At 67.0% G+C, this 25,494-nt stretch carries 23 protein-coding genes; 11 read left to right on the top strand and 12 right to left on the bottom strand.

All coding sequences use genetic code 11. The features are described 5' to 3' along the window. Nucleotides 1-52 precede the first annotated feature (52 nt). Nucleotides 53-1,237, top strand: coding sequence for an FAD-dependent oxidoreductase (locus tag A7G45_RS16185; RefSeq protein WP_260938570.1), 1,185 nt, complete (start codon nucleotides 53-55; stop codon nucleotides 1,235-1,237). Here A7G45_RS16185 and A7G45_RS16180 read toward each other — a convergent pair. Continuing rightward, complete coding sequence (locus tag A7G45_RS16180) at nucleotides 1,223-2,431, bottom strand: cytochrome P450 (protein WP_260938569.1); 1,209 nt, start codon at nucleotides 2,429-2,431, stop codon at nucleotides 1,223-1,225. The genes A7G45_RS16185 and A7G45_RS16180 overlap by 15 nt on opposite strands. Continuing rightward, complete coding sequence (locus A7G45_RS16175; protein WP_260938568.1) at nucleotides 2,432-3,226, bottom strand: spirocyclase AveC family protein; 795 nt, start codon at nucleotides 3,224-3,226, stop codon at nucleotides 2,432-2,434. A 239-nt stretch (nucleotides 3,227-3,465) separates the two neighbouring features. Between A7G45_RS16175 and A7G45_RS16170 the strand changes: the two genes are divergently transcribed. Further along, on the top strand, nucleotides 3,466-4,101 hold the full coding sequence (locus A7G45_RS16170; RefSeq protein ID WP_260939734.1) for a TetR/AcrR family transcriptional regulator: 636 nt from the start codon (nucleotides 3,466-3,468) through the stop codon (nucleotides 4,099-4,101). Between the two features lie 4 nt (nucleotides 4,102-4,105). Here A7G45_RS16170 and A7G45_RS16165 read toward each other — a convergent pair whose 3' ends face one another. After that, complete coding sequence (locus A7G45_RS16165) at nucleotides 4,106-5,257, bottom strand: acyltransferase family protein (RefSeq protein ID WP_260938567.1); 1,152 nt, start codon at nucleotides 5,255-5,257, stop codon at nucleotides 4,106-4,108. A gap of 37 nt (nucleotides 5,258-5,294) precedes the next feature. Here A7G45_RS16165 and A7G45_RS16160 point away from each other — a divergent pair, with 37 nt between their 5' ends. Both A7G45_RS16160 and A7G45_RS16155 read left to right on the top strand, forming a co-directional pair. Continuing rightward, the gene (locus tag A7G45_RS16160; protein WP_260939732.1) at nucleotides 5,295-6,338 is read left to right on the top strand and encodes an alpha/beta fold hydrolase; all 1,044 of its coding nucleotides are present in this window, start codon (nucleotides 5,295-5,297) and stop codon (nucleotides 6,336-6,338) included. An 83-nt stretch (nucleotides 6,339-6,421) separates the two neighbouring features. Next, complete coding sequence (locus A7G45_RS16155) at nucleotides 6,422-7,144, top strand: class I SAM-dependent methyltransferase (RefSeq protein WP_260938566.1); 723 nt, start codon at nucleotides 6,422-6,424, stop codon at nucleotides 7,142-7,144. Here the strand turns inward: A7G45_RS16155 and A7G45_RS16150 are convergent. Continuing rightward, nucleotides 7,113-9,635 carry a DEAD/DEAH box helicase gene (locus A7G45_RS16150; RefSeq protein ID WP_260938565.1) on the bottom strand — a complete coding sequence of 841 codons (2,523 nt, stop codon included), beginning with the start codon at nucleotides 9,633-9,635 and terminating at the stop codon, nucleotides 7,113-7,115. The genes A7G45_RS16155 and A7G45_RS16150 overlap by 32 nt on opposite strands. Nucleotides 9,636-9,703: 68 nt before the next feature. On the opposite strand from A7G45_RS16150, the gene A7G45_RS16145 reads away from it, so the two are divergent. The 4 genes from A7G45_RS16145 to aceA all read left to right on the top strand — a co-directional run bounded on the left by A7G45_RS16145 (nucleotide 9,704) and on the right by aceA (nucleotide 13,892). Beyond that, complete coding sequence (locus tag A7G45_RS16145; RefSeq protein ID WP_260938564.1) at nucleotides 9,704-10,339, top strand: GAP family protein; 636 nt, start codon at nucleotides 9,704-9,706, stop codon at nucleotides 10,337-10,339. After that, a complete protein-coding gene (locus A7G45_RS16140) occupies nucleotides 10,336-11,118 on the top strand; it encodes a glutaminyl-peptide cyclotransferase (RefSeq protein ID WP_260938563.1) in 783 nt (260 codons plus the stop codon). The genes A7G45_RS16145 and A7G45_RS16140 overlap by 4 nt, the downstream gene beginning before the upstream one ends. 27 nt (nucleotides 11,119-11,145) lie before the next feature. Beyond that, on the top strand, nucleotides 11,146-11,541 hold the full coding sequence (locus tag A7G45_RS16135; protein ID WP_260938562.1) for a tautomerase family protein: 396 nt from the start codon (nucleotides 11,146-11,148) through the stop codon (nucleotides 11,539-11,541). Between the two features lie 74 nt (nucleotides 11,542-11,615). Continuing rightward, a complete protein-coding gene (gene aceA, locus A7G45_RS16130; protein WP_043392103.1) occupies nucleotides 11,616-13,892 on the top strand; it encodes an isocitrate lyase ICL2 in 2,277 nt (758 codons plus the stop codon). 21 nt (nucleotides 13,893-13,913) lie between these two features. Here aceA and A7G45_RS16125 read toward each other — a convergent pair whose 3' ends face one another. Continuing rightward, the gene (locus A7G45_RS16125) at nucleotides 13,914-14,783 is read right to left on the bottom strand and encodes a DMT family transporter (protein WP_260938561.1); all 870 of its coding nucleotides are present in this window, start codon (nucleotides 14,781-14,783) and stop codon (nucleotides 13,914-13,916) included. Between the two features lie 687 nt (nucleotides 14,784-15,470). On the opposite strand from A7G45_RS16125, the gene A7G45_RS16120 reads away from it, so the two are divergent. Beyond that, on the top strand, nucleotides 15,471-15,734 hold the full coding sequence (locus A7G45_RS16120) for a hypothetical protein (protein WP_260938560.1): 264 nt from the start codon (nucleotides 15,471-15,473) through the stop codon (nucleotides 15,732-15,734). A 1-nt stretch (nucleotide 15,735) separates the two neighbouring features. Here the strand turns inward: A7G45_RS16120 and A7G45_RS16115 are convergent, their stop codons facing one another. Together A7G45_RS16115 and tpx are read right to left on the bottom strand one after the other, a co-directional pair. Then, nucleotides 15,736-17,082 carry a sensor histidine kinase gene (locus tag A7G45_RS16115; protein WP_308204114.1) on the bottom strand — a complete coding sequence of 449 codons (1,347 nt, stop codon included), beginning with the start codon at nucleotides 17,080-17,082 and terminating at the stop codon, nucleotides 15,736-15,738. A 78-nt stretch (nucleotides 17,083-17,160) separates the two neighbouring features. After that, nucleotides 17,161-17,655: a thiol peroxidase gene (gene tpx, locus A7G45_RS16110; protein WP_133760643.1), complete on the bottom strand. Its 495-nt coding sequence runs from the start codon at nucleotides 17,653-17,655 to the stop codon at nucleotides 17,161-17,163. Between the two features lie 174 nt (nucleotides 17,656-17,829). Here tpx and A7G45_RS16105 point away from each other — a divergent pair, with 174 nt between their 5' ends. After that, nucleotides 17,830-18,789 (top strand): type IV toxin-antitoxin system AbiEi family antitoxin domain-containing protein, encoded by a 960-nt coding sequence (locus A7G45_RS16105; protein ID WP_260939728.1) that lies wholly within the window; start codon nucleotides 17,830-17,832, stop codon nucleotides 18,787-18,789. Between the two features lie 68 nt (nucleotides 18,790-18,857). Here A7G45_RS16105 and ripD read toward each other — a convergent pair whose 3' ends face one another. Next, nucleotides 18,858-19,538 (bottom strand): NlpC/P60 family peptidoglycan-binding protein RipD, encoded by a 681-nt coding sequence (gene ripD, locus A7G45_RS16100; protein ID WP_260938559.1) that lies wholly within the window; start codon nucleotides 19,536-19,538, stop codon nucleotides 18,858-18,860. A 271-nt stretch (nucleotides 19,539-19,809) separates the two neighbouring features. Here ripD and A7G45_RS16095 point away from each other — a divergent pair, with 271 nt between their 5' ends. Continuing rightward, complete coding sequence (locus tag A7G45_RS16095; RefSeq protein WP_260938558.1) at nucleotides 19,810-20,466, top strand: MOSC domain-containing protein; 657 nt, start codon at nucleotides 19,810-19,812, stop codon at nucleotides 20,464-20,466. Nucleotides 20,467-20,469: 3 nt separating this feature from the next. Here A7G45_RS16095 and A7G45_RS16090 read toward each other — a convergent pair whose 3' ends face one another. From A7G45_RS16090 to A7G45_RS16075, 4 genes are all read right to left on the bottom strand, one after another. Beyond that, entirely contained in the window at nucleotides 20,470-21,669 is a 1,200-nt protein-coding gene (locus A7G45_RS16090; RefSeq protein WP_260938557.1) for an MFS transporter, read from the bottom strand. A 65-nt stretch (nucleotides 21,670-21,734) separates the two neighbouring features. Then, complete coding sequence (locus A7G45_RS16085) at nucleotides 21,735-22,619, bottom strand: LysR family transcriptional regulator (RefSeq protein WP_260938556.1); 885 nt, start codon at nucleotides 22,617-22,619, stop codon at nucleotides 21,735-21,737. Between the two features lie 62 nt (nucleotides 22,620-22,681). Beyond that, nucleotides 22,682-24,874, bottom strand: a complete 2,193-nt coding sequence (katG, locus tag A7G45_RS16080) for a catalase/peroxidase HPI (protein WP_425561513.1) — start codon at nucleotides 24,872-24,874, stop codon at nucleotides 22,682-22,684. 37 nt (nucleotides 24,875-24,911) lie between these two features. Beyond that, nucleotides 24,912-25,361, bottom strand: coding sequence for a Fur family transcriptional regulator (locus A7G45_RS16075; RefSeq protein WP_043392121.1), 450 nt, complete (start codon nucleotides 25,359-25,361; stop codon nucleotides 24,912-24,914). Between the last annotated feature and the right edge of the window lie 133 nt (nucleotides 25,362-25,494).

The following is a 25,494-nucleotide window of genomic DNA, read 5'->3' as shown; positions in this document are numbered from 1 at the left end:
AGGTCGTGGAATCCGGCGGTAGTGTCGCAGAGACTGCCGCCGGGAGGAAACGATGACGGTTCTGATCGCAGGGGCCGGGCCGACGGGACTCACGGCAGCATGCGCATTGCTCCAGCGCGGGGTCGACGTCAGGATCGTCGATGCGGCAGATGGCCCCGCAACGACTTCGAGAGCGATCGGGGTGTGGTCGCCGACCCTCGGCGTGCTCCAACGGCTTGGCGCACTTGGGGATCTGCCTGACCGAATCATGCCGGTGCGGCGGGCGGTCTATCGTGCCGGCGGCAAGACGCATGAGCTCGACGGGCTGGACGAACTTCTGCCCGACGGCCAGCCGCCCATCTCGATGGTTTCACAGGTCGAGCTCGAACACCGGCTGCGGGAACGGCTCTCGCAACTCGGTGGGGCGGTCGAGTGGTCGACTGCAGTCACCGGCGGAGCTGGTGACACGGACGGCGTTGTGGTGCAATTGAATTCGAGCCAAAGCTACGAAGCCGACTGGCTGATCGGCTGCGACGGCGCCCATAGCCAGGTACGCAAGATTGCCGGCATCCCCTTCAGCGGATCCGCTGTCGCCGAACGGCTGCTGCTCGCGGACCTTCATCTGGACCTGCCGGCAGACCGTGAGGCTGTGCATGTCTGGCTGAGCAGAACTGCCACAGTCGCAATGTTCCCGCTGCCAGGCGCAAACGACGACCTGTGGCGCCTGGTCACCGAGGTCCCGCACGATGCCGAACCTCCCGACATCGCCGAACACTTCTTGCATTTTCTGCACACACAGGCCAGCGACGATGTCCGGCTTACCGGCATCGACTGGACGTCGCGGTTCGTCATCAATCAACGCGTCGCGCGGACCTACCGCAGTGGGCGCATATTGCTGGCCGGCGATGCAGCCCACGTACACAGTCCACTCGGCGGCCAGGGCATGAACATGGGCATCGCCGACGCCGAGAACCTTGCGGCCAAACTCGCCCTGGTGGCAACGGGACACGCGCCCGAGAGTCTCGTGGACTCCTACGAGCGCGAACGCCGTCCGCCGGCCCGGCGCGTCGTCGCTGCCACCGGCCTGGCGACCCGGGTCGCTTTTTCGCGCAACCCGATCGTCACGTGGACGCGTGACAATATCGCCATACCGGTGGGTTTCACAGTCGCTCGGCGGCGGGTCGTGCGGAGATGGGCTGTCCAGGCGGTGATTCGCACCCAGACAGCGTTGCGTTCGGCGCCGTCACCGATGTCCTGAATCCGTTCGCACGGGCATCCGCGCCCAGCCGCGCACGCTCGAGGTCCGGGCGCGCTGCGCGTTCGCATAGTCGACCTGCCAGTCAGTCCACCGCTTGAACACCTCCTCGAACGCGACGCGGGCTTCCAGGCGGGCCAACGCGGCGCCGAGGCAGAAGTGGATGCCCTGACCGAAACTGAGGTGACCGGTCTTGCGATGGATGTCGTAGCGATCGGGATCGGCGAATTGCCGATCGTCCCGGTTCGCCGACCCGTTGAGCAGCAACAGGTACGAGCCTTCGGCCACGCGCTGCCCGTGCCAGTCGACATCGCGCGCGACGTACCGGGCCTGCACCGGGGATGGCGCCTCGAACCGCAGGCTCTCCTCGACCGCCGCCGGAATCAGAGCCGGGTTCGCCACGAGTCCGCGGCGTTGATCGGGGTGTTCGCCCAGCAGTTGACCCATGAATCCGATGAGCCGGGCACTGGTTTCATTGCCGGCGCCGGCAATCATCGTGGTGTAGGCCAACACCTCGCCGCGTTCCAGCGGCCGCAACTCCCCGTCGGCGCCCTCCACCTCGGCGGTGAGCAGATCGGTCATCAGGTCGTCGGAGGGATGACGGGCCCGCCAGTCGATGTACTCGACGAAAGCTGCCATCGAATCCTGGAAGATCGTCGTACTGATGTCGCCGGCGCTGCCGTCGGAGCCGACGGTGATGCGCTCGTCCGTGCCGTCCCGGATCACCTGTTGATCGGACTCGGGGATGCCCAGCAGATAGCCGATGGTCCGCATCGCCAGGACGGCACCGAGCTGCGTCACGAAGTCGAACCCGTCGAGATCACGTAGCGGATCGAGGGCACGGCAACAGAATTCGCGCACCTGGCCCTCCACCGCCGACATCCGGCGCGGCGTGAACACCCGCGACAGCAAGCGGCGGTGCAGATCGTGCAACGGCGGATCCTCGAACAGCAGAATGCCCGGCGGCACCTCGATGCCGCTGAACAGGATGTCCGGCGCGGTACCGTGCCCGGACCGGTAGGCCTGCCAGTCCGGAAGTGCCTGCGCCACATCGCCATAGCGGCTCAGCGCATAGAAGTTGTACTTTTCGTTGTAGTACAGCGGTGCCTCGGCCCGCATCCGCTGCCAGATGGGGTACGGATCGTCGTCGATGCCGTAATCGAAAGGGTCGTAGTACAACTCCGCCTGCTCGATCATCTACCGTCCTGTCATCGGCTGGTTGGGCACCCCGGGGAAGAGCTCGGTCTCAGGTCCGGCAGTAACCCAGCCGGCCAGTTTCGTCGCCAGATGCGGCGCGAACACCGCGCCGTAGAGCAGGTTTCCCACCACGACGACCGCGACTACGGACAGCACGGCGGACTGGGTGCGCGTCGCCGCCCGCTTGTCGGCCCAGACCTCGATGACGCTCCGCCCCTTGGTGTCGGTGCGGCCCAGCAGGTAGGTGAATACCATCATCTGGATGCCCATGGCCAGCGAGTCATAGATGGGGTACTGATTCCGAGTGCCCTCCCACAGGCCGAGACCTGGGATCACCCTGCCGTAGCAGAAGACCCCGAGCCTGGCCCCGAGGAACGCGTTGAACATGAAGGCCCAACAGAATCCGACGACCAGGCCGACGGTGAGCATCGTCGTCGGCTGGCGCAGTTGCCACCGTCGGCACACCCACCGCCCGATGGCCGCCGCGATGACCGCGGGCAGCGCGAAGTAGGACATGTAGCCGATCGGCACCGGTGCCGGCAGCCCGCCCCAGGTCATGTTCAGCGGCCACCAGGACGGCATGCGCGGGATGGCCGGCGCGAACTGGGCGTACATCGCCCAGTCATAGGGGGCTTCGATCCACGAGAACGACATGGCCGAGATGCACAGCAGCAGAAGCGGATGCAGCCGTCCGCGTCGGACGCTGAGGTACACGCCGAGCAGTACGAAGGCGAGTCCGCCGACGTAGGCGAACCCGATGGCGGCCGTCATCAGCGGCGTCAGGCCGGAGTTCATCGCGGCTCGCCACTGTCGGTGCCGCGACGGGCTTCCGGGTCGAAATGCAGTACCGCGGCGTAGATCACGACCACCAGCCCGAACAGTGTGCCGAGCATGACGACCGCACCCATGTCGATTCCTTTCTGGTGGAGACCAGAGTTTTGGATAGTAGACACTATCCACAAATTCGCCGTCAAGGGCCGCTATGTTTGAACCGTCCGGGAGCCGGACGAGTCAGAGGAGCTTGCACCGTGACCCTGCCCGAAACGCCGCCGCGTACGGCCACGCCGCGCCGCCCGCGTGGCGAGGCTCGACGCCTGCTGCTCGCCGAGGCGCAAAACCTGTTCTCCCGCAAGGACTATCGCAGCACCACGACCCGGGAGATCGCCGATGCGGCCGGCGTCACCGAGCATCTCCTGTTCCGGTACTTCGGTTCCAAGGCCGGGCTGTTCCGCGAAGCACTGGTGCTGCCGTTCACCGACTTCGTCGACGGCTTCGCCCAAACCTGGCAGTCATTGCGCCCCGAAGACACCGATGAACAAACCCTGGCACGGCATTTCGTCGGTCAGCTCTACGACGTACTCGCTGAACATCGAGGGCTGCTGCTCACGCTGGTCGCGGCCGAAGACCTCGGTGACGAGATGGAAAGCGCCGGGATCGCCGACATCAGAGCGGCCCTGGCGACGCTGGGCCGGATCAGCACCGAGGGCATGCAGCTGCGCGGGATGACGTCGGACCAACCTGCCCTGCCTGCACATTCGACGGTGGCGATGATCGTCGGAATGGTCGCCCTTCGCCCCACGCTGTTCGGTGACAACCCGCCCTCCCGAGACGCGATCGTCGACGAACTGGTGCAGGCCACGCTGCACGGCTTCTTGCACCGCACCGGCTGAGCCGTCAGGCGGCCTGCGCCGGACTGTCTTCGCCCACAACGGCCTGCCGCCGAGCTTCCCAGCGCCGCAGTGCCATCCGGCACGGCTCCTCCAGCAGCGCATAACTCACCGCGGCCACCGCGAGTCCGAACGTCGTCGTCAGGACCATCACCACCGGCAATGCCCCCGGAAATGACGTCGGCCCGACCATGGCGAGCACCATGTCCAGTGCGGCGAGGTGCCACAGGAACAGCCCGTACGACCAGCGACCGAGCGTCACCATCGGTGCACTACCCAGCACCCGGTGCTGATCGTCCGGAGCGCCGAGGACCAAGGGCGCCAACAGCGCTCCGGCGACGACGGCCCCCAAGGCCGTCCGCGCGATGAACTGGCCGAGCGTGGCGTGGTGGTGCCCGGCCGGCAGGGCCAACGGAGACGCCGCGACCAGAAAGGCGGCGACAGCCACGATCATCAGGATGGTCCGCTGCCGGGCCAACTGATGCAGCCAGCTGTAGGGCCGGAACATCCACTCCGCCAACAACATCCCGACGGCGAACCACGAGGCGTAGGCCGGCAACCAGGTCAGCGGATTGGCCCCGTGGTACGCGGGAATCGGTAGGTAACCCCAACCGAAACTGAGCAGCGCCACCCCGGCGATCACCGGAACCCGCAGCCGCGGCGGCAATTTCGCGGCAAGGAGCGCCAGCAGCGGCACGACGAGATAGAACGCCATCTCGACCGACAGGCTCCACATCTGCGTGAGCCCGGCGATGAGGGTCTTCGGCACGAAGACCTGCGTGAGGGTGAGGTTCGCGATCCACACGGTCCGGTCCGCGCTGCGGGCGTCGGGCAGCAGGGTCAGTACCACGACCACCGTCAGCAGATAGGCCGGCATGATCCGGACCAACCGAGAACGGTAGTAGGGCGCCGCCTCGGGTTCGGCCCGCAACCCGTGCGCCGCAGCGGCATGGCCACGCCACAGCAGAAAGCCCGACAACGCGAAGAACACGGCCACCGACAGGTCGAAGCGGGCCAGCAACCGGCCCACGACACCATCGGTGTAGCCGGTCTGCAAAGCCACATGCGTGAGCACCACGCCCAACGCCGCGGCGGCCCGCAGCCCTTCCACCGCAGGCAGGAACCCACGGGTTCCGCTGACGGGCTCCGGGGCGGTCATGCGATCAGTTTGCCCGATCCACCGTAGGCTCGTGGTGATGGTGGCGGAGTCTGCGTTGCGGTTCCTTCCCCGCGGCGGGCGCCGCGTGGCGTACGAGGTGCGCGGGAATGGTCCGCCGCTCATTGCTCCGGCCTGGTGGGTGAGCCACCTCGAACTGGACTGGCAGGGCGCGGGCTTCAGGCGTTTCTGGACAGGCGTCGCGGACGGATACACGCTGATCCGCTATGACCGGCTGGGAGTGGGCGTGTCCGACCGCACCCTGCGGGATTCGGATCTGACCATCGACGAGGACGTCGCGACACTCTGCGCGCTCCTTGACGAGCTTGAACTCGAACGCGTGTCACTGATCGGCGGTTCAGCTGGCAGCTGTACCGCAATCGCTTTTGCCGCAACCTATCCCGAGCGCGTCGAGCGAATGGTGCTGTACGGGTCCTACTCCGATGGGGCGGCGATCACCACTGAGGACGTGGCAGATGCCATTGTCGCGGCGGTTCGGGCGCACTGGGGACTCGGCTCGCGCATGCTCAGCGACCTCTTCCTCGCCGGCGCCGACGCCGCCGAGCACGAGCGATTTGCCCGGTTTCAGCGGGAAGCGGCGACTGCCGAGACCGCCGCCGCGTTGCTGAATCTGGTCTATCGCGTCGACGTCCGGGCACATCTTCCTGGCATCGGCGCGCCGACCCTGGTCGTGCACCGTCGCGACGACCGCGCCATTCCATATGCGCTCGGGCGCGAGGTTGCGGCCGCGATTCCCGGCGCAACTCTGGTACCGCTGCAGGGCAGCGCTCACTTTCCCTGGCACGGCGATATCGATTCCGTGGTCGAGGCTTGCCGCGAAGTACTGGCCCCCGGGCAGTCGTCACCGCGCGGCACGAGCGAGCCGGAGCAAGTCCTGCTCTCCGGTCGCGAGCGGGAGATCCTCGCCTGCGTCGCAAGGGGTCTGAGCGATCACGAGATCGCCGAGCATCTGGTCCTGAGCCCGCACACCGTTCACCGCCACGTCGCCAACATCCGCCGCAAGCTCGGCCGCACCACACGCACGGCGGCCGTCGCGGAAGCCGCGCGCCGAGGACTGTTGTGAGCGGATAGCCGGAACGGGCCATCAGCGGGTGATGGCCGTTTCGCGGGATGCGTGCACGGCGCGGCATTCCATAGGTTTGCCGCATGACGCAGATCGAAAACACCGAATTCCGAACGCCCGCACCATCGGCGGCGTGGTTGCGGATCATGGCGCAGATCTACGATCCGTTCTGCTGGCTGGGCGAAGTCGCGGGGATGAAGCGCCGACGCCGAGCCCTCCTCAGTGGCGCCCGTGGGCAGGTTGTCGAAATCGGCGCCGGTACCGGGCTGAACTTCGAGCACTATCCCGACGGCATCACTGAGCTGGTCGTCACCGAACCCGTTGCAGCGATGCGCCGACGGCTCGCACGACGCCTGCAACGCCAGGATTACCGGGCGTGGATCGTCGACGCATCAGCTGAACACCTCCCGCTGGCTGATGCGTCCGTGGACACCGTCGTCTCGACGCTGGTGCTGTGCACCGTCGACGAACCTGAACGCGCACTTCGCGAAATCGCCCGCGTGCTGCGACCGGACGGGCAGTTGCTGTTCATCGAACACGTGCGTGCAAGCTCGCGATTCCTCGCAGCCTGCCAGGACCGACTCGAAGGCCCATGGCGCCACTTTGCCGGCGGTTGCCGGTGCAACCGCGCCACCATCGAGCTGATGCGGGCCTGCGGGTTCGATGTCGCTGCCACTGAAGATGTTTGGGGCGGCATGCCGGCGATCGTCCACCCGCTCATGGTGGGGCGCGCGACTACCTCAACGGTATGCACACCCGGACCGACTGACCCGGCTAGTCCAACCGCCCGGCCTCGACCAGTCTGATAACCGGTGCGCCGTCCTCGTCCGACGCGGCGAGATCGACCTCCACGTCGATCCCCCAATCGTGGTCGTGAGCCGGGTCGTCGAGGATCTGGCGGACGCGCCATACACCCGGCGCGCGGTCGAAGATCAACATGGCGGGCCCGCGGGCGTCCGCCCCGGTGCCGAGGTCGACGTGCTCGGCGAAATACTGCTCCCCCACCGCTTCCCACCGCGGCGCCGTCCACCCCGACGCGGCGTCGAGTGCACCGAGCTCGTCCCAACGACGTCGGGCCCACAGCTCCACCCGGCGGAACAGGGCGTTGCGGACCATGGCGGTGAAGGCCCGCTCGTTGCCGGTCAGGGGCCGCACCGGAGCCATCACCGCTACCTGGTCGACCTGGTCGGCACTGGTCAGCTGCTCCCATTCGTCGAGCAGGCTCGAATCCACCTGGCGGACAAGCTCCCCCAGCCATTCAACGATGTCCGTGAGCTCGTCGGTCCGCGCAGCGGCCGGAACTCCCGACCGCAGCGCCTTGAAGGCGTCGGACAGGTAGCGCAGCACCGCACCCTCGGTGCGGGTCAGCCCGTAAGCGCTGACGTACTCCTTGAACGTGAGTCCCTGTTCCCACATCTCGCGCACGACGGACTTCGGGGCGGGATCCCCGTCGGCCGCCCACGGGTTGCTTCTGCAGTACACCTCGAAGCAGTGCGCCAGCAGCTCGTCGAGCGGGCGTGGATAGGTGATGTCGTCGAGGAGTTCGATGCGCTCGTCGTATTCGATGCCTTCGGCCTTCATGGCGGCGACGGCCTCGCCACGGGCCTTCTTCAACTGGGCCGCCAGGATCTGGCGCGGATCCTCAAGCGTCGCCTCGATCACCGAAACCACGTCGAGCGCAAAGGTATCCGATGCCGGGTCGAGCAACTCGACGGCCGCCAGCGCGAACGTCGACAGCGGTTGGTTCAGCGCGAAATCCGGTGGCAGGTCGACGGTCAGTCGGTAGCGCCGCCCGTCCGGTTCGGGTTCGACGAGTCGTTCCAGCACCCCGGCTTGCAGCAGTGAGCGCGCGATTCCGACCGCTTCGCGGATGTGCCGCAGCTGGCGCTTGCGCGGCTCGTGGTTGTCGCCGAGCAGCCGTCGCATGGCCAGGCAGGGGTCACCTGGACGGTCGACGACGTCGAGGATCATGGCCGTCGATACCCGCATGTTGCTCGTCAGCGCTTCGGGTGCGGCCTCGACCAGCCGGGTCATGGTGTTCTCGCCCCACGGCACCATGCCCTCGGGAGCTTTGCGCCGCACCAGCTTTCGCCGCTTCTTCGGATCGTCGGCGACCTTGGCGAACTGTTTGAGGTTCTCCACCTCGTGCTCGGGGGCCTGCACCACGACGGTGCCCGCGGTGTCGTAGCCGGCCCGCCCGGCGCGGCCCGCGATCTGATGGAACTCCCGGGCGTTCAGCAGCCGGGTGCGGGTGCCGTCGTACTTCGACAGCGCTGAGAACACCACGGTGCGGATCGGTACATTGATGCCGACGCCCAGGGTGTCGGTGCCGCAGATGACCTTCAGCAGCCCCGCCTGGGCCAGTTGCTCCACCAGGCGCCGGTACTTGGGCAGCATGCCGGCGTGGTGCACACCGATGCCGTGCCGGACCAGCCGCGACAGCGTCGAGCCGAACGCCGTCGTGAACCGGAAGCCGCCGATATGGGCGGCGATCGCCGCCTTCTCCTCTTTGGTACACACATTGACGCTCATCAGCGCCTGCGCCCGCTCGAGCGCGGCGGCCTGGGTGAAATGCACGACGTAGATCGGCGACTGTTTGGTCTGCAGCAGATCGGCGATGGTCTCGTGCATCGCAGTGGTGGCGTAGCTGTAGTAGAGCGGCACGGGCCGCTCGGCATTGGCCACCAGCGCCGTTGTCCGGCCGGTGCGCCGGGTGAGGTCCTCACGCAGGACGGTCACGTCGCCGAGCGTCGCCGACATCAACAGGAACTGGGCCGCGGGCAATTCCAGCAGCGGCACCTGCCAGGCCCAGCCGCGGTCGGGATCGCCGTAGAAATGGAACTCGTCCATCACCACCAAACCGATGTCCGCTTGTGCGCCCTCCCGGAGCGCGATGTTCGCCAGGATCTCGGCCGTGCACGCGATGATCGGTGCCCCGGCGTTGACCGCCGCGTCGCCGGTGAGCATGCCGACGTTGGCGGCGCCGAAAACGTCACACAACGCGAAGAACTTCTCACTGACCAGTGCCTTGATCGGCGCGGTGTAGTAACTGCGCCGATTCGAAGCGAGGGCGAAATAGACCGCGCCGGTGGCCACCAGCGATTTGCCGGAACCGGTCGGCGTCGCCAGCACCACGTTGGCGCCACTGACCAGCTCGATCAGCGCCTCCTCCTGCGCCGGATACAGCGCAGTGCCCGACGCCTCGGCCCACTCGGCGAACGACGCGAGCAATTCCTCGGGGTCGGCGCCGGTGGCGCGCAGGGCGGTCAGGTCCGCGGGGTCGTCAAGAAGTGCCATCGTGGGTCAAGCGTGCCCGATCACCGGCCGCGCGGCTGCGGCGGGCAGGGATTGGCAGGATGGCTGGTGTGACGTGGTTGCTCCCCGACGCGCTCATCGTGGCGCTGTCCCCGATGGCGGTGCTGCCGCCGGTGCTGCTCCTGTTGTACTCGGACCGGCCCCGCAGCACCGGTCTGACCTACCTGTGCGGGTGGCTGGCCGGTCTGACGGTCGTGATCAGCGCGGTGGTGCTGGTGTCCCCGGTCGGCCAGTCGCACGCCGCCACGACCAGTTCGCGCCTGCAGCTCGGCATCGGCATCGCGCTGATCGTGCTCGGCGTCGTCACCTGGCTGCGGCGCAAGCACTACGCGCAGGCGACGGGCTGGCTCACCCGGCTGCAGTCCGCGTCACCACTGGTCACGGCCGTCACGGGAGTCGCCTTCGCGGTCGCCAATCCGAAGTTCATCCTGGCGTGTATCGCCGGTGGCGTGGCCATCGACGCATTTTTGGCCACTCCCGCCGAAAAGGCCACTGCGATCGGCTATTTCGTCGTGATGGCCGGATCCACCACGGCCGCGCCGATCTTCGCGCACCTGGTGGCCTCGCGGTATGCCGAGAAGGACCTGGAGCGGATGCGCCACTGGGTGCAGGAACACACGGCCGCGATCACTGCGGTGACGCTGTCGGCAGTAGGGGCGCTGCTGGTCCTGGTGGCGTCGTTGTGAGACTCCTGATGGCCGCGGTACTGCTGGCGGGCTGCGCGGCAGTCCCGACCGCCGGTGCCGATCAGATTGCCAGGCTGCGTCCCGTCGTCCTCGAACAGTTCGACCACGACCCCGTCTCCTTCACCGAGGGCATGTTCGTCGACGGGCCGACCCTGTATGAGAGCTCGGGCCTGGAGGGCAAGTCCGCATTGCGTGAACTCGACGCCGCCACGGGGCAGCTACGCCGCGCCGTACCGCTGCCGCCCGCTTATTTCGGTGAGGGCATCGCCGATGCCGGCGCGCACCTGTGGCAGGTGACGTACGAGAACGGCGTCGCGATCGAGTGGGACAAGGCCACGCTCACCATGTTGCGCGAAGTACCGCTCGCCGGCGAGGGGTGGGGCCTGTGCCGCGCGGGCGACCGCGTGATCCGTAGCGACGGTTCCGCCCTGCTGCATTTCCACACCGTGGACGACATGCGCGAAACCCGGTCCATGACCGTGACCTACAACGGAATTCAGGTGTCTGGGCTCAACAGCCTCGACTGTGTCGGCAACCGGATCTGGGCCAACGTGTTCCCGACCGACCAGATCATCGAGATCGACGCCACGACGGGCGCCGTGACGGCGGTGGTGTACGCCACCGGTCTGCGCGACCCGGCCTGGCAGGGCGACGTCGGGGTGCTTAACGGCATCGCGCATCTCGGCGATGAGCAGTTTCTCGTCACGGGCAAGTACTGGCCGGCGGTGTTCCGGGTCCGCTTCGATCCGGCCACAGCGGCAGAAATTCAGGTGCGCTGACGGCCGTCGGGTGTGACGATCTGGGCCATGCCGAGTTCACTGATCGAGGTCCGCCGCCAGTACAGCCAGCCCGACGAGGTCGCCATCATCGATGCCGTCCACGGTGCGCTGGTTGCCGCGTTCCGGATCCCGGTCGGCGACAAGCACGTCCGGCTGCTGGTCCATGAACCGCACCGGGTTTCGCATGCCCCGCACCTCGAACACCCCGAGCGGTACACGCTGGTGACCATCGACTGTTTCGCCGGCCGATCGGTGGATGCCAAGCGGGAGCTGTACCGGGAGATCGTCGGCCGCCTGGCCGCCTTCGACATTCCGGCCGATCACATCACGATCCTGCTCCGCGAGAGTGCGCTCGAGAACTGGGGCATCCGCGGTGGGCGGGCGGCCTGCGACGTCAACCTCGGGTTCGACGTGAATGTCTGAACGCGTATTCACGGCCGCCCCGCGGCGATAGGCTCGGAAGGCTCATCGGAACCAGGCTCAGCAAGGAGCAGTCCATGACCCTCGAAGCAGTCGCGACGTCATTCGAGCAGAACGTCGCAGCCGTGCAGGAGTATTTCGACAGCCCCCGTTTCGACGGCATCACGCGGCTCTACACCGCGCGTCAGGTGGTCGAACAGCGTGGCACCATCCCGTCCGATTACCCCGTGGCCAGGCAGGCCGCCGAAGCGTTCTATCCGCGGTTGCGGGAATTGTTCGCGCAGAAGAAGAGCATCACCACGTTCGGGCCGTACTCCCCCGGCCAGGCGGTGGTGATGAAGCGGATCGGCATCGAAGGCATCTACCTCGGTGGTTGGGCCACCTCGGCCAAGGGCTCCATCAGTGAAGACCCCGGTCCCGACCTGGCCAGCTACCCGCTGAGCCAAGTGCCCGACGAAGCCGCCGGCCTGGTGCGCGCGCTGCTGACCGCGGACCGCAATCAGCAGTACCTGCGCCTGCAGATGACCGACGAACAACGTGCGACCACCCCCGCCGTCGATTACCGGCCGTTCATCATCGCCGACGCAGACACCGGTCATGGTGGAGATGCCCACGTACGCAACCTGATTCGGCGTTTCGTCGAGTCCGGTGTGCCGGGCTACCACATCGAGGATCAGCGGCCCGGCACCAAGAAATGCGGCCACCAGGGCGGCAAGGTGCTGGTTCCGTCGGACGAGCAGCTCAAGCGCCTCAACACCGCGCGCTTCCAGCTGGACATGATGGGTGTGCCGGGAATCATCGTGGCGCGCACCGACGCCGAGGCCGCCAACCTCATCGACAGCGCCGCCGATGAGCGCGACCAGCCGTTCCTGCTGGGCGCCACCAACCTCAAGATCCCGTCCTACAAGTCGTGTTTCCTGGCGATGGTGCGGCGGTTCCACGACAAGGGCGTCACCGATCTGCGTGGGCACCTGCTGTACGCGCTGCCCCAGGGGCAGTACGCCACCGCCGAGGCCTGGCTGGACAGCCACGGCATCGCGGCCCTCATCGACGACGCGGCCGCTGCCTGGGAGCCGAACTCCGGACAGTCCGTCGACTCGGTGTTCGACAAGGTCGAATCGAAATTCGTCGAAGCCTGGCAGGCGGATTCGGGCCTCAACACCTACTGCGATGCCGTCGCCGAAGTGCTGCAGTTCCGGGCCAAGGAGGGCGAGGCCGTCGCGATGAGCCCGGATGAGTGGCGCACGTTCGCCGCGCGCGCGTCGCTGTACGCGGCCCGGGAGAAGGCCCGCGAACTGGGGGCGGACGTGGCGTGGGACAGTGACCTCGCCAAGACCCCCGAGGGCTACTACCAGGTGCGCGGCGGCATCCCCTACGCGATCGCGAAATCGCTTGCGGCCGCACCGTTCGCGGACATCCTGTGGATGGAGACCAAGACCGCGGACCTGGCCGAGGCCCGCGAATTTGCGGAGGCCATCCACGCCGAGTTCCCGGACCAGATGATGGCCTACAACCTTTCGCCGTCGTTCAACTGGGACACCACCGGCATGACGGATGACGAAATGCGGGCGTTCCCAGAGGAACTCGGCAAGATGGGCTTCGTCTTCAACTTCATCACCTACGGCGGCCACCAGGTGGACGGTGTGGCGTGCGAAGAGTTCGCGACGTCCCTGCGGCAAGAAGGCATGCTGGCGCTGGCCCGGCTGCAACGCAAGATGCGGCTGGTCGAATCTCCTTACCGCACACCGCAAACGCTCGTCGGCGGCCCGCGCAGCGACGCCGCGCTGGCAGCATCGTCGGGCCGCACCGCGACCACCAAGGCGATGGGTGCCGGTTCCACCCAGCATCAGCACCTGGTCCAGACCGAGGTGCCCAAGAAGCTGCTCGAGGAGTGGCTGGCCATGTGGAGCGACCACTACCAGATCGGCGAGCAGCTGCACGTGCAGCTGCGTCCCCGCCGTGCCGGTTCGGACGTCCTGGATCTGGGCATCTACGGCAGCGGCGAGGAGCCGCTGGCCAACGTCGTCGTCGACCCGATCAAGGACCGGCACGGACGCAACATCCTGACGGTGCGCGACCAGAACACCTTCGCCGAGAAGCTGCGGCAGAAGCGCCTGATGGATCTGATCCACGTGTGGCTGATCCACCGGTTCAAGTCCGAGATCGTCTACTACGTGACGCCGACCGAGGACAACATCTACCAGACCGAGAAGATGAAGTCGCACGGCTTGTTCAGCAACGTGTACCAGGAGGTCGGCGAGATCATCGTGGCCGACGTCAACCAGCCGCGGATCGACGAACTGCTGGCGCCGGACCGCGAGGCCCTGGGCCGCTTGATCCGCAAAGAGGACTAGACCGACACGGTCGCCACGCGCTCACGCCTGAGCCGTGGCGACCGCCGGTTCCTCGTCTGCCGCCCCGAAGATCGCGATCGCCACCGCACCGGCGACCGCGGTGGCGAATGCCACCCCCACCAGCCAGCCGTAGCCCGGTTTGGCCACATCGCCGAGTAGCAGAACGCCGACGACTCCCGGAATCACCGTCTCTCCCATGACAAGTGCGGCCGCCACGCCGTTCACCGAACCGATCTGCAGTGCGACGGTGAACAGGTAGAAGCCACCGCCACCGGCGATCACCACCGCCCACGCGGCCGGGTCGGAGATCAGGACGTCCCAGTGAAACGGGTCGAGCCCGTGGACGATCCGGACAGCAACCGCCATGGCGCCGTACAGCACCCCGGCGATCAGCCCCGCCGGCACCGCGGCTTTCTTACCGAGGACTTGGACGAGCACGACCCCGAACATGAAGACGAGCACCGATGCGGCCAGCACGCTCCAGTGCATGTGCCGGCCCGGTACCTCCGTGCCGAGTTCACCCGCGCTGAATCCCAGAACACACAGCGCCACAAGGACTATGGCGATGGCGGCCCAATCGCGCGTGCGCAGGCGCGCCTTGAGGACCACCACGCTCAGGACTGCGGTCACTGCCAGGTTGGCGCTCATGATGGTCTGCGACAGGAACAGCGGGATGAGCCGCGCCGACACCAGACTGCCGAGAAATCCCAGTCCGTCGAGCAGCATGCCGGCGAGGAACAGCGGCGCCAGGATCGCGGTCACCGTCGAGCGGAACGTCGGACCGGTTTCGGTCGTCTCGTCGACCGCCGTACGCGCGGCGTGGGATTGCAGAACCGACGCAGTGCCGTAGCTGAAGCAGGCGACCAGCGCGGCGATGACACCGATCAGCATTGCGCAGTTCCGACTCGAGGGAACCGAGGATTGGCAGCCATCGGCCAATTGTATGGAGCGCCATGAGGGCCGGGTTCATCCGCGAGTCCAGGTCGGCGATCGCGCACCAAATCGAGACCCACCACATACGTCAGGCACAGCTGATCCACAACCTGACGGCGTTCCATGATCAGACCGGAGATCGATGCCCTTCTGTCCAGCTCCGAGAACGGAGACGATTGACAATGAAATCACCGAAACTGATTGCCGGCCTGGCGATCGCCGGCAGCCTGGCGGCCGGCGCACTCGTATCGGGTACCGGAGTCGCCAGTGCCGACGCGCACATCGGCAACAGCCCGCTGCCTTCTGACTGGGGCCCGCCACCGCCACCACCCGGCCCTGGTTGGGGACCGCCCCCTCCGGACCACCACTGGGGTCCACCGGACCGGGATCGAAACTGGGGCCCGCCCCGCCCGCGTGGGGCCCGCCGCCCCCGCCTGATGGGAACCCGCCGGGCACCTGGAACGGTGGCTGGGAGCCCGATGGCGGTGTGTGCCTGTTCGGCGCCTGCATCTAGAACCGAAAGCCGCCGCCTAAGGCCTGCACAGGCCATACATAGCTTGGCTAACGACAATGGCTACAGACCGAGAAACAGCGAGAACCGCAACGTTGTTGTGGCAATCGATTGAGTCGAGGAATGGAGTAGTCATGAAATCGATAAAGCTCATTGCAGGACTGGTCGTGGCCGGCGGACTCACCGCCGCCGCAGCGGGATTGGGCGTCGGCACTGCCAGCGCCGATACCGGGATGACCCCGGTCCCGGCCCGCTGGGGTCACGGCCACGATTGGAACGGTCCAGGACCCGGCTGGGGACCACCCCCGCCTCCGGCATGGGGCTGGAACCCGCCGGGCACCTGGAACGGCGGCTGGGAACCTGACGGCGGATTCTGCATCTTCGCCGCCTGCATCTGACTCAGTCGGATTCGGGATGCGGCGCGGGTAGTTCCAGCAGCAGTCGGGCGCCGCCGAGCGGACTCTGCGTCAAAGACGCTGTGCCACCGTGCAGTTCGGCCTGCTGAGCAACCAACGCCAAGCCGAGACCGGAACCCGTGTGCGAGGCCGTCGACCCCCGGGCAAAGCGGTGGAACACCGCATCGCGTTCGTGTTCCGGTACGCCTGTGCCATTGTCGTCGATGGCGATCTGCACGCCGTCGTGCGAGCTGACCGCCGACAACTGCACGCGTGTCGCGCCGCCATGCCGGACCGCGTTGTTGATCGCGTTGTCCACGACCAACCGGAGCCCGACGGGCAGCCCCAGCATCAGCACCGTCGCGGACGGCACGAGCGAGACGTTCAGGTCCGGGTACACCCGCACCGCGTCGTGGGCCGCCCGATCGAGCAGCTCGGTGATGTCGACGGGGACCAGATCGTCGGCGGTGGTCAGCTCGCCCTGTGCCAGCCGTTCCAGTGCCGAGAGGGTCGCCTCGATGCGGCTCTGCGTGCGCATGACATCACCGATCACCTCGTTGCGTTGGTCCGCGCCCAAATCGAGCGTGGACAACACTTCGAGGTTGGTGCGCATCGCCGTCAGCGGGGTGCGCAGTTCGTGCGAGGCCACCGACGCGAAGTCGCGGGCCGATTCCAGCGCGGCCTTGGTACGGGCCTGCTCCTCGCCGATGCGAGCCAGCATGCCTTCGACGGCCTCCGCGATCTCCACGGCTTCCGAGACGCCGCGCACGTGGACCTCTTCAGGTTTCGATTGCGAGTTGATCTGCCGGGCCTGCTGGGCCAGCTTGCGGAACGGATTGATCATCACAAACCACATCGAGCCGCCGACCAGGAACGTGCCGACGATGACCCCGCTGCAGATGGCCAGGATCCGGATGTGCAGCGTGCGGATCTGACGCTGCGCCTCCGACAGCGGTGCCCCGAGCGCGATCGACGCCGACCCTGTGCTGACGGTGCGCACCCGGTACTCGACGCCGTTGATCGTCGTGTTCGCGTATCCGTTCTCGAACTGCGGCAGCACGATGTCCTCGGGCATCGAGACCGTGGCGGCACCGATACGGACGGTGCGCACCAGAGAGCCCTCCGACTGGGGCGTCCCAGTGGGGCTCTGCTTGGCGATGCTCAGCAGGGTGTTGACGTCCGGCAAGCTGCTCAGGGAGTCCAGCCGGCGGTCGAGCTGGCTGTACTGGTCCTTGGTGACACCGATCCACACCCAGGTACCGATGATCAGCACCGTCGCGACCACCGACAACGCGGCGACAACGACGATGGCCCGCAACGACAAGGCCGGTATCGGTGATCGCAGCTGCACCAGGTCATCATGCCCGATGCAAAAACGCGGACGGGGCACATGCCCCTGGCACGTGCCCCGTCCGTCGAAGAGCTGGTGTTACTTGGCGGCGGCCAGCGCCGCGTCGTAGTCCGGTTCCTGGGCGATCTCGGGGACCAGTTCGGTGTACGCCACGTTGCCGTCAGCGCCGATCACCACGATGGCGCGGGCGAGCAGACCGGCCATGGGGCCGTCGGCCAGCACGATGCCGTAGTCCTGGCCGAAGCTGTCGCGGAACGCCGACGCGGTGATGACGTTCTCGATGCCCTCGGCACCGCAGAATCGCTTCTGCGCGAAGGGCAGATCCTTGGACACGTTCACCACGGTGGCACCGTCGGCCGCCGCGCGCTCGTTGAAGGTCCGCACGCTGGTGGCACACACCGGGGTGTCGATCGACGGAAAGATGTTGAGCACCACGGGCTTACCGCTGAACTGCTCGTTGGTGACCGCACCGAGGTCGACACCGGTCAGGGCGAAAGCCGGAGCCGCGGACCCGACAGCGGGCAGCTCGCCGACGGTGTTGAAGGGGTTTCCACGCAGGGTTATCTGTGCCATACCCGACAGTCTGTCAAGACCACGTCACGTTCGCAGCGTGGGGGTGGCTACTGCGCCGTCAGCGCCTCGGATCGCAGTCAGCAGGTGACTGGGATCCGAGGCGTAAACAGTTATCCACAGGTGACCGACCGAGGATCTGGTGGACAGGCCCGCGCTGCGGCGAAGATCGACGGTGTGGACGACGGGGACCGGGCTGCCGACACGGAGATCGCCGAGGTGCTGGACCGACAGGCGGGTGTCATCTCGCGGCGACAGGTCCTCGCTGCCCGTCAGCACGACCCCTACATACGCCGGATGCTCAGACGCAATGAATGGGCACGCATCCACGACGGCGTGTATGTCAACCACACCGGATCGCCCAGTTGGCAGCAACGGGCCTGGGCCGCAGTCCTTTACGCCGCGCCAGCCGCTCTGTGCCTGGAGTCAGCCATGTCCCGCGAAGGTCCACTGGTCCATGTCGCGGTCGACCGCAACCGGACCGCACTGGTCGAACCAGACGGCGTGCGAATCCATCATCTTGCGCATTTTGATCAGCGAGTGCTGTGGAACGTTGGACCGCCTCGGGTGCGCTACGAGGAGGCGGCCCTTGATGTGGCATGCCAGTCCACGGAATTCGAGGCCATCGCGATCTTGGCCGACGCATGCCAGTCCCGGCGCACCACGGCCAAGCGCCTGCTGGGCGTGCTCGACGATCGCCTGCGAGTACCTCGCCGACGTTGGCTCCGGGCGCTCCTGCTCGACATCGCCGAGGGGACGTGTTCGGTGCTTGAACACCGTTACCTGGATCGCGTGGAGCGGGCACACGGTCTCCCCCGAGCCACTCGGCAGGCGAGGTCTTCCTCGTCGTCGCGCGTGCGCTACCGGGACATCGAATACGGACAGCGGTTGATCGTGGAGCTAGATGGCCGGCTGTTTCACGATTCGGCAGCCGCCCGGAACAACGACTTCGAGCGTGATCTGGATGCCGCGGTCGACGGCAGGTCGACGATCCGACTCAGCTACCAGCAGGTATTCGACCGGCCGTGTCAGACCGCAGCGAAGATCGCTCAGATTCTGCGGCAGCGGGGGTTGGCGGCGAGCGGACATCGGTGTGGGCCGGGATGTGAATACGGCGCCGTAGATCTCGCCGCCTGACCCGATTCACTTGCGCCTCGGATCGCAGTCAGCAGGTGACTGGGATCCGAGGCACTAGCGGCGAACTGCTACTGCCACTCGATGATGCGGCTCAGGTACGGGTCCATGCCGTTGGTACGCACCTGGGTCACCGACACGGAGGGCTCGGTGCCCTCGATCATCTGGCCGTTGCCGACGAACAGCGCGACGCTCTGCGAGCCGGCCGGTCCGTAGAACAACAGGTCGCCCGGCAGCGCCTGGTCCGCGGTGATCTTGCGGCCGACCTTGTACTGCTCGCCCGACGACCGCGGCAGCTTGATGCCGACCCCGGCGAACGCGTACTGGACCAGGCCGGAAGCATCGAAGCCCGGCGTGGTCGGCACCGGCGTGATGGCGCTCGCCGACGGCGTCGGGCCGAACAGACCCGACAGGCCCGGGATGACGGCGTTGGACTGAGGCGCGGCCGCGGGCTGCGTGACACCCATCGGTTGCAGGCCGACCTGAGGCGCCGGCTGGGCCACCGGGGCAGCCGCAGTCGTGACATTGGCCGGAGGCAGGCTGGGTCCGTTGGCGTTGCCGCCGCCGTAGACGAACGGCACCCCGCGCTGCGACACCGCGCGCTGGATGACGAAGTCGATGGCCTGCCGGTGGGTACCGCCGGTCCAGGTGGTGTCGGCCGATGCGAGGGGCGCCGATACCAGCGGGGCCGCCACCGCCATGGGCGTCGCCAGCAGTGCTGCGCTCGCCACCATCACAATCATCCGTCGCATTTCGGCCACCTCTCTTCGTGCGCCACCGAGACGCACGACGCTGCGTGGTCTACGCAGGGCTCGCGTCCCCGGTGGTCCCTCTCTCCACAAATTTCACTACCGTCACTTTTACCCCACATGCGCGCCTTATCCCACATAAATGCAGGTCAGCGCGCGATCTTTATCGAAAATGTGATCGAATGGTGATCAGGGCCAACAAATCTCGGGGCTGCGGGTGACCCGTGCCACTTGCTTCCGCGAACCGACGCCGCGGCCCCTCTAGGCTTGTCGCATGGCAGCGATCCTGACGGTGAATCTGGCAGTCCCACAGCCGAACCCCGACAAGGCGCAGTTGACCACCGGCATCGACAAGCGCCCGACGTCCGAGCCGGTGGCGGTGCGTGCGCCCGGACCCATGCACGGCGGCCTCGGCAGTGGCCTGGTCGGCGACACCATCGGCGACCAACAGTTCCACGGCGGTGACGACCAGGCTGTGTACGCCTATGCGCGCGAAGACCTCGACGAGTGGCAGGCCCGCCTCGACCGTCCGCTGACCAACGGCTCGTTCGGCGAGAACCTCACCACCGCCGGGCTCGCGGTGAACGACGCCCGCATCGGCGAGCGCTGGCAGATCGGCGACGGCGGTCCCCTGCTGGAAGTCAGCCGGCCACGCATCCCCTGCCGCACCTTCGCCGCCTGGCTCGAAATCGGCGGTTGGGTCAAGACTTTCACCACACAGGCGGTACCCGGTGCCTACCTCCGCGTGGTGACGTCTGGAACGCTGCGCGCCGGAGCCTCGATCGAGGTGGTGTCCCGCCCGGCGCACGACGTCACCGTCGCGTTGGTGTTTCGCGCCCTGACCCTGGAACCGGAGCTCCTGCCGAGCCTGCTGCCAGCCGATGCGTTGCCGGACGTGCTCAAGGAGCGAATCCAGCAGCGGGCGAACTAGCGCTCAGTCCCGTAGCACCACAGCGGCCGCCAGCCCTGCGACCACCTCGAGCAGCACGATGACGGCGGCCACCGCCGACCACCCGGCCGCGTCGAACGCGATGCCGCCGACCCATCCGATGACACTCGAGCCGGCGTAGTACGCCAAGTTGTACAGCGAGCCCGCCTGCGCCTTGCCGACCGTGGCCAGCTGGCCGGTCCAGCCCGATGCGGTGGCATGGGCGCCGAAGAATCCCGCGGTGGCGACCAGAAGCCCGGCGAGGACCGTGATCACGTTGTGGCTCAGCGTGATCACCACGCCGATACCCATCACCACGACACTGCCCAGCAGCACCGGACGCCGGCCGTAGCGACTGGCTGCGGCCCCGGCCCACGCCGATGCCCAGGTGCCTGCCAGATAGGCCACGAACACCAGGCTGACGACGGTCTGCGGCAAGCCGAATGGCGCCGCGCTCAGCCGGAAGCCGAGGAAGTTGTACATCGCGACGAACCCACCCATGAGCAGGAAGCCCTGCAGGTAGAGCACCAGTTGCCTGGGGTTTCGCAGGTTGGCGGCCAGGCGGTGCGCCAGCGAGCCCTCGGTTTCCTCGTCGGCCGGCACGAACCCCTGAGGTTCGGGGGCCAGTCGCATGAAGCCGACAGCCGCTGCGCTGCAGAGCAATCCGACGACGAACATGGCCCACCGCCAGTCGGTGAGTTCGGCCACGGGCGCGGCCACCAGCCTGCCGAGCAGACCGCCGATGGTGGTGCCGGCCACATAGGTGCCGGCGGCCCGTGCGGCATGGCCGGCTTCGATCTCCTCGGTCAGATACGCCACCGCGATGGCGGGCACTCCGCCGAGCGCGAGGCCTTCGGCGAAGCGGCCGGCCAGTAGCAGCTGGAACGTCGGCGCGAACGGCACCACCAGTGCCAAACCTGTTGCGACACAGACCGAGTAGGACATCGCCCGGACCCGTCCGATGCGGTCGGCCAGTGTCGACCAACCGATCACCCCGACCGCCAGCCCGATCGTGGACGCCGACACCATGAGCGCCGACGCAGCCGCACCGGTATTCAGGCTGCGGGCGATCAGCGGCAGGACGGCCTGCGGCGAGTACAGCTGCGCGAAGGTCGCGACGCCCGCGCAGAACAACGCCCCGAGCAGCCTGCGATAGTCGGTGGACCCGCGCACGTGGCCGGTCCAGACAGGCGCTTCAACAGTCACGAAAGCAGGCTAGGAAGCCCGCCGATCATGTGTCCAATACATTAATCGAGGTCGAATAATGCGTTCTATGCATGATCAGCCGTGGTACTCACGAACTCCGCGAATCGTGCTGCGGCGGGCGACAATTCGTGACCCTTGACCCACGCCATGCCGATCTCGCGCTTGACCCGAGTATCGGACAATGGGACGTAGATCACCGAGGGATCGCCGCGGCCGGGCCTCGGCACCGGTACGACCGCCACCCCGAACCCCGCCGCGACCAATCCCTCCATCGTCGGTATCTCCATGGCCTCGAACGCGATCTCGGGCGTGATGCCGCTCTCGGCCCACACCTGATCGGTCAGCTGGCGCAGCCCGAAATCCGCCCCGAGGGCGATGAAGGTCTCGTCGGCCACCTCGCTCAAGCGCACCCTGGCGCGCCCCACCAACCGGTGCTCGGCGGGCACCGCCAGGCACAACCGTTCGACATACAGCACCCGCCAGCTGCACGGCACCTGCACCGGCCGCGGCGAAGTGATCGCGACATCGGCCTGCCCCGTACGCAGCCGCTCCGCGATGTCGTGTGCCGCGCCCTGAAACAGCTCGAAGCGCACCGCGGGAGCCAGCGCCCGGAACTGCCGAAGCACCTCCGGCACAAACCAATTCGCGGTCGAATGCAGAAAGGCCAACCGCACCAGACCACTGTCCGGGTCCAGCAATGCGGCGATCCGACTGCGTGCCGCATCCATTTCGGCGATGCCGCGGCGCGCGTGTTCGAGCATGATCTGCCCGTACTCGTTCAGCCGGAGCCGTCGGCCCGTGCGGTCGAAAAGCGGTGTGCCGACCTGACTTTCCAGCCGGGCCAGGGCACGTGACAGCGTCGGTTGGGTGACGCCCAACTCTGCGGCGGCGTCGGTGACGTGCTCGGTCTCAGCCAAGACGACGAACCAGCGCAGTTCGTCGAGGAGCACAAAAGCACAGTACCCCGCGAGCCCGAAGGCTCACGGGGTACTGAGTCAGGTTGCTACGCCGGTCAGATGTCGAACCGGTCGGCGTCCATCACCTTCGCCCAGGCCGCGACGAAGTCCTTGACGAACTTCTCCTTGGCGTCGTCCTCGGCGTAGACCTCGGCCAGCGCCCGCAGCTGCGAGTTCGAGCCGAACAGCAGGTCGACCCGGCTGGCGGTCCACTTCGGCGCGCCGCTGGTGCGGTCGGTGCCGACGTAGGTGCCGTCGTCGGCCGGCGACGGCGCCCACTTGGTGGACATGTCGGTCAGGTTGACGAAGTAGTCGTTGGTCAGGTGACCCACGTTCTGCGTCAAAACGCCGAGGTCCGAACCGCCGTGGTTGGCGCCCAGCACGCGCAGGCCACCGATCAGCACGGCCAGCTCGGGACCCGACAGGCCCAGCAGGTTGGCGCGGTCGATCAGCCGGTACTCGGACGGCAGGGTGTCGCCCTTGCCGACGAAGTTCCGGAAACCGTCGCCCTTGGGCTCCAGGTAGGCGAACGACTCGACGTCGGTCTGATCCTGGCTGGCATCGCCACGACCCGAGGTGAACGGCACCGCGACGTCGAAACCGGCTGCCTTGATGGCCTTTTCGAGGCCGACGACGCCGCCGAGAACCACCAGGTCGGCGAACGACACACCGGTCGACGACGCCTGCTGGATCTCCTCGAGCTTGCGGATCACCGGTGCCAGCTCGTCTGGCTCGTTGACCTCCCAGCCGAGCTGCGGCTGCAGCCGGATGCGGCCGCCGTTGGCGCCACCACGCATGTCGCTGGAGCGGAACGAGGCCGCTGCCTTCCACGCGGTGTTGACCAGCTGCTGTACCGACAGGCCAGACTCGGCGATGGCGGTCTTGAGGGTGGCCACGTCGGCTTCGGACAGCGACTTACCGGCCGGGACGACGTCCTGCCACAGCCACGTCTGCTTCGGCACCAGCGGGCCGAGGTAGCGCACCACCGGACCAATATCGCGATGCAGCAGCTTGAACCACGCCTTGGCGTATTCCTCGGCCAGCTCCTCGGGGTGAGCCAGCCAGCGCTTGGTGATCTCGCCGTAGATCGGGTCGAACCGCATCGACAGGTCGGTGGTGAGCATCGACGGGTGGGTCTTGCCGGCCCCCTGCGCCATCGGCACCGAGTTGGCCCAGCCGCCATCCTTGGGCTTCCACTGGTTGGCGCCGGCGGGGCTCTTGGTCAGCTCCCACTCGTTGCCGTAGAGGATCTCCAGGAACGAGTTGTCCCACTTGGTCGGCGTGTGGGTCCAGGTGACCTCGAGGCCGCTGCTGACGGTCTCGTTGCCGAGGCCGGGGTTGGCCCAACCGAGGCCCATCTGCTCCAGCGAGGCGGCCTCGGGCTCGGGGCCGTTCTCGATGTCGGTGGCGCCGTGGGTCTTACCGAAGGTGTGGCCACCGACGATCAGGGCGGCGGTCTCGACGTCGTTCATCGCCATGCGGCCGAAGGTCTCGCGGATGTCGATGGCAGCAGCCAGGTAGTCCGGATTGCCTTCGGGGCCTTCGGGATTGACGTAGATCAGACCCATGTGACTGGCGGCCAGCGGGTTCTCCAGCTTGGTGCGGTCGGTGCCGGCGTAGCGGTCCTGCGAACCGAGCCACTCGTGCTCGGAACCCCAGTAGATGTCCTCCTCGGGCTCCCAGAAGTCCGGGCGACCGAAGGCGAATCCGGCGGTCTTGAAGCCCATGTGCTCCATGGCGCGGTTGCCCGCGTAGACGATCAGGTCCGACCAGGAGATCTTCTTGCCGTACTTCTTCTTCAGCGGCCACAGCAGACGACGGGCCTTGTCGAGGCTGACGTTGTCGGGCCAGCTGTTCAGCGGGGCGAAGCGCTGCATGCCGCGACCGCCACCACCGCGACCGTCCTCGACGCGGTAGGTGCCGGCGGCGTGCCACGACATCCGGACGAACAGCGGACCGTAGTGGCCGAAGTCGGCGGGCCACCAGTCCTGTGAATCGGTCAGCAAAGCGTCGAAATCACGCTCGAAGGCCTCGAAGTCGAGAGTCTTGACGGCCTCGCGGTAGTCGTATCCCTCGTCCGTCGGGTCGATCGCCGGCGGGTTCTTCTGCAAAATCTTCAGGTTGACGGCGTTGGGCCACCAGTCGCGGTTGCTGCCTCCCTCGACAGGCGGCTTGATGCGCATCGGGCAACCGCCTTCGGCGGGCTCGGTCTGTGCTTCTCCGATCGGAGGGTGAGTTTCCTCAGGCACTGCACTTCCTTTCGCGGGTGGTGAAATTGGGCTGCGATCACGGATGTGATCGTGAAGTTGTTGCCGCCGCGCAGTCGGGACACACGCCCCAATAAATGACTTCGGCCTCGTCGACGACGAAACCGTCGAGCACACCGAGACTGTCTGACGGGGTCAGGCAGGGCGCTTCCCCGGTGGCACAGTCGATGTCGGCGATGGCGCCGCAGGACCGACACACGACGTGGTGGTGGTTGTCCCCCACCCTGGTTTCGTATCGAGCCACTGAACCTGAGGGCTGAATGCGGCGGATCAGCCCGGCGGTGGTGAGGGCAGCCAACACGTCGTAGACCGCTTGGCGGGAGACGTCGGGCAGGATCGCGCGGACCGCGTCGAAGACGCTTTCCGTATCGGCGTGCGGCCGGCCGGACACCACCTCCAGTACTGCGAGGCGGGGCCGTGTCACACGGAGATCTGCGGAACGCAGCTGCTCCGTGTAGTCGGTCGTCACGTGTTCACTTCTACGCGCTTTTTTGGACTGAGTCAAGACTTGTGAGTGATTTGTGTCACGCCACATCGGGCGTGTGCCAAACGGCGACCGTCATTCGCAGAGGTCAAAGCCGTTGTTCCGCAGACACTTTAGG

The organism is Mycolicibacterium llatzerense (assembly GCF_025331195.1).
GTDB classification, from domain to species: domain Bacteria; phylum Actinomycetota; class Actinomycetes; order Mycobacteriales; family Mycobacteriaceae; genus Mycobacterium; species Mycobacterium llatzerense.
The sequence above is the reverse complement of the archived record's forward strand: the minus strand, read 5'-3'. Positions and strand labels throughout refer to the sequence as shown.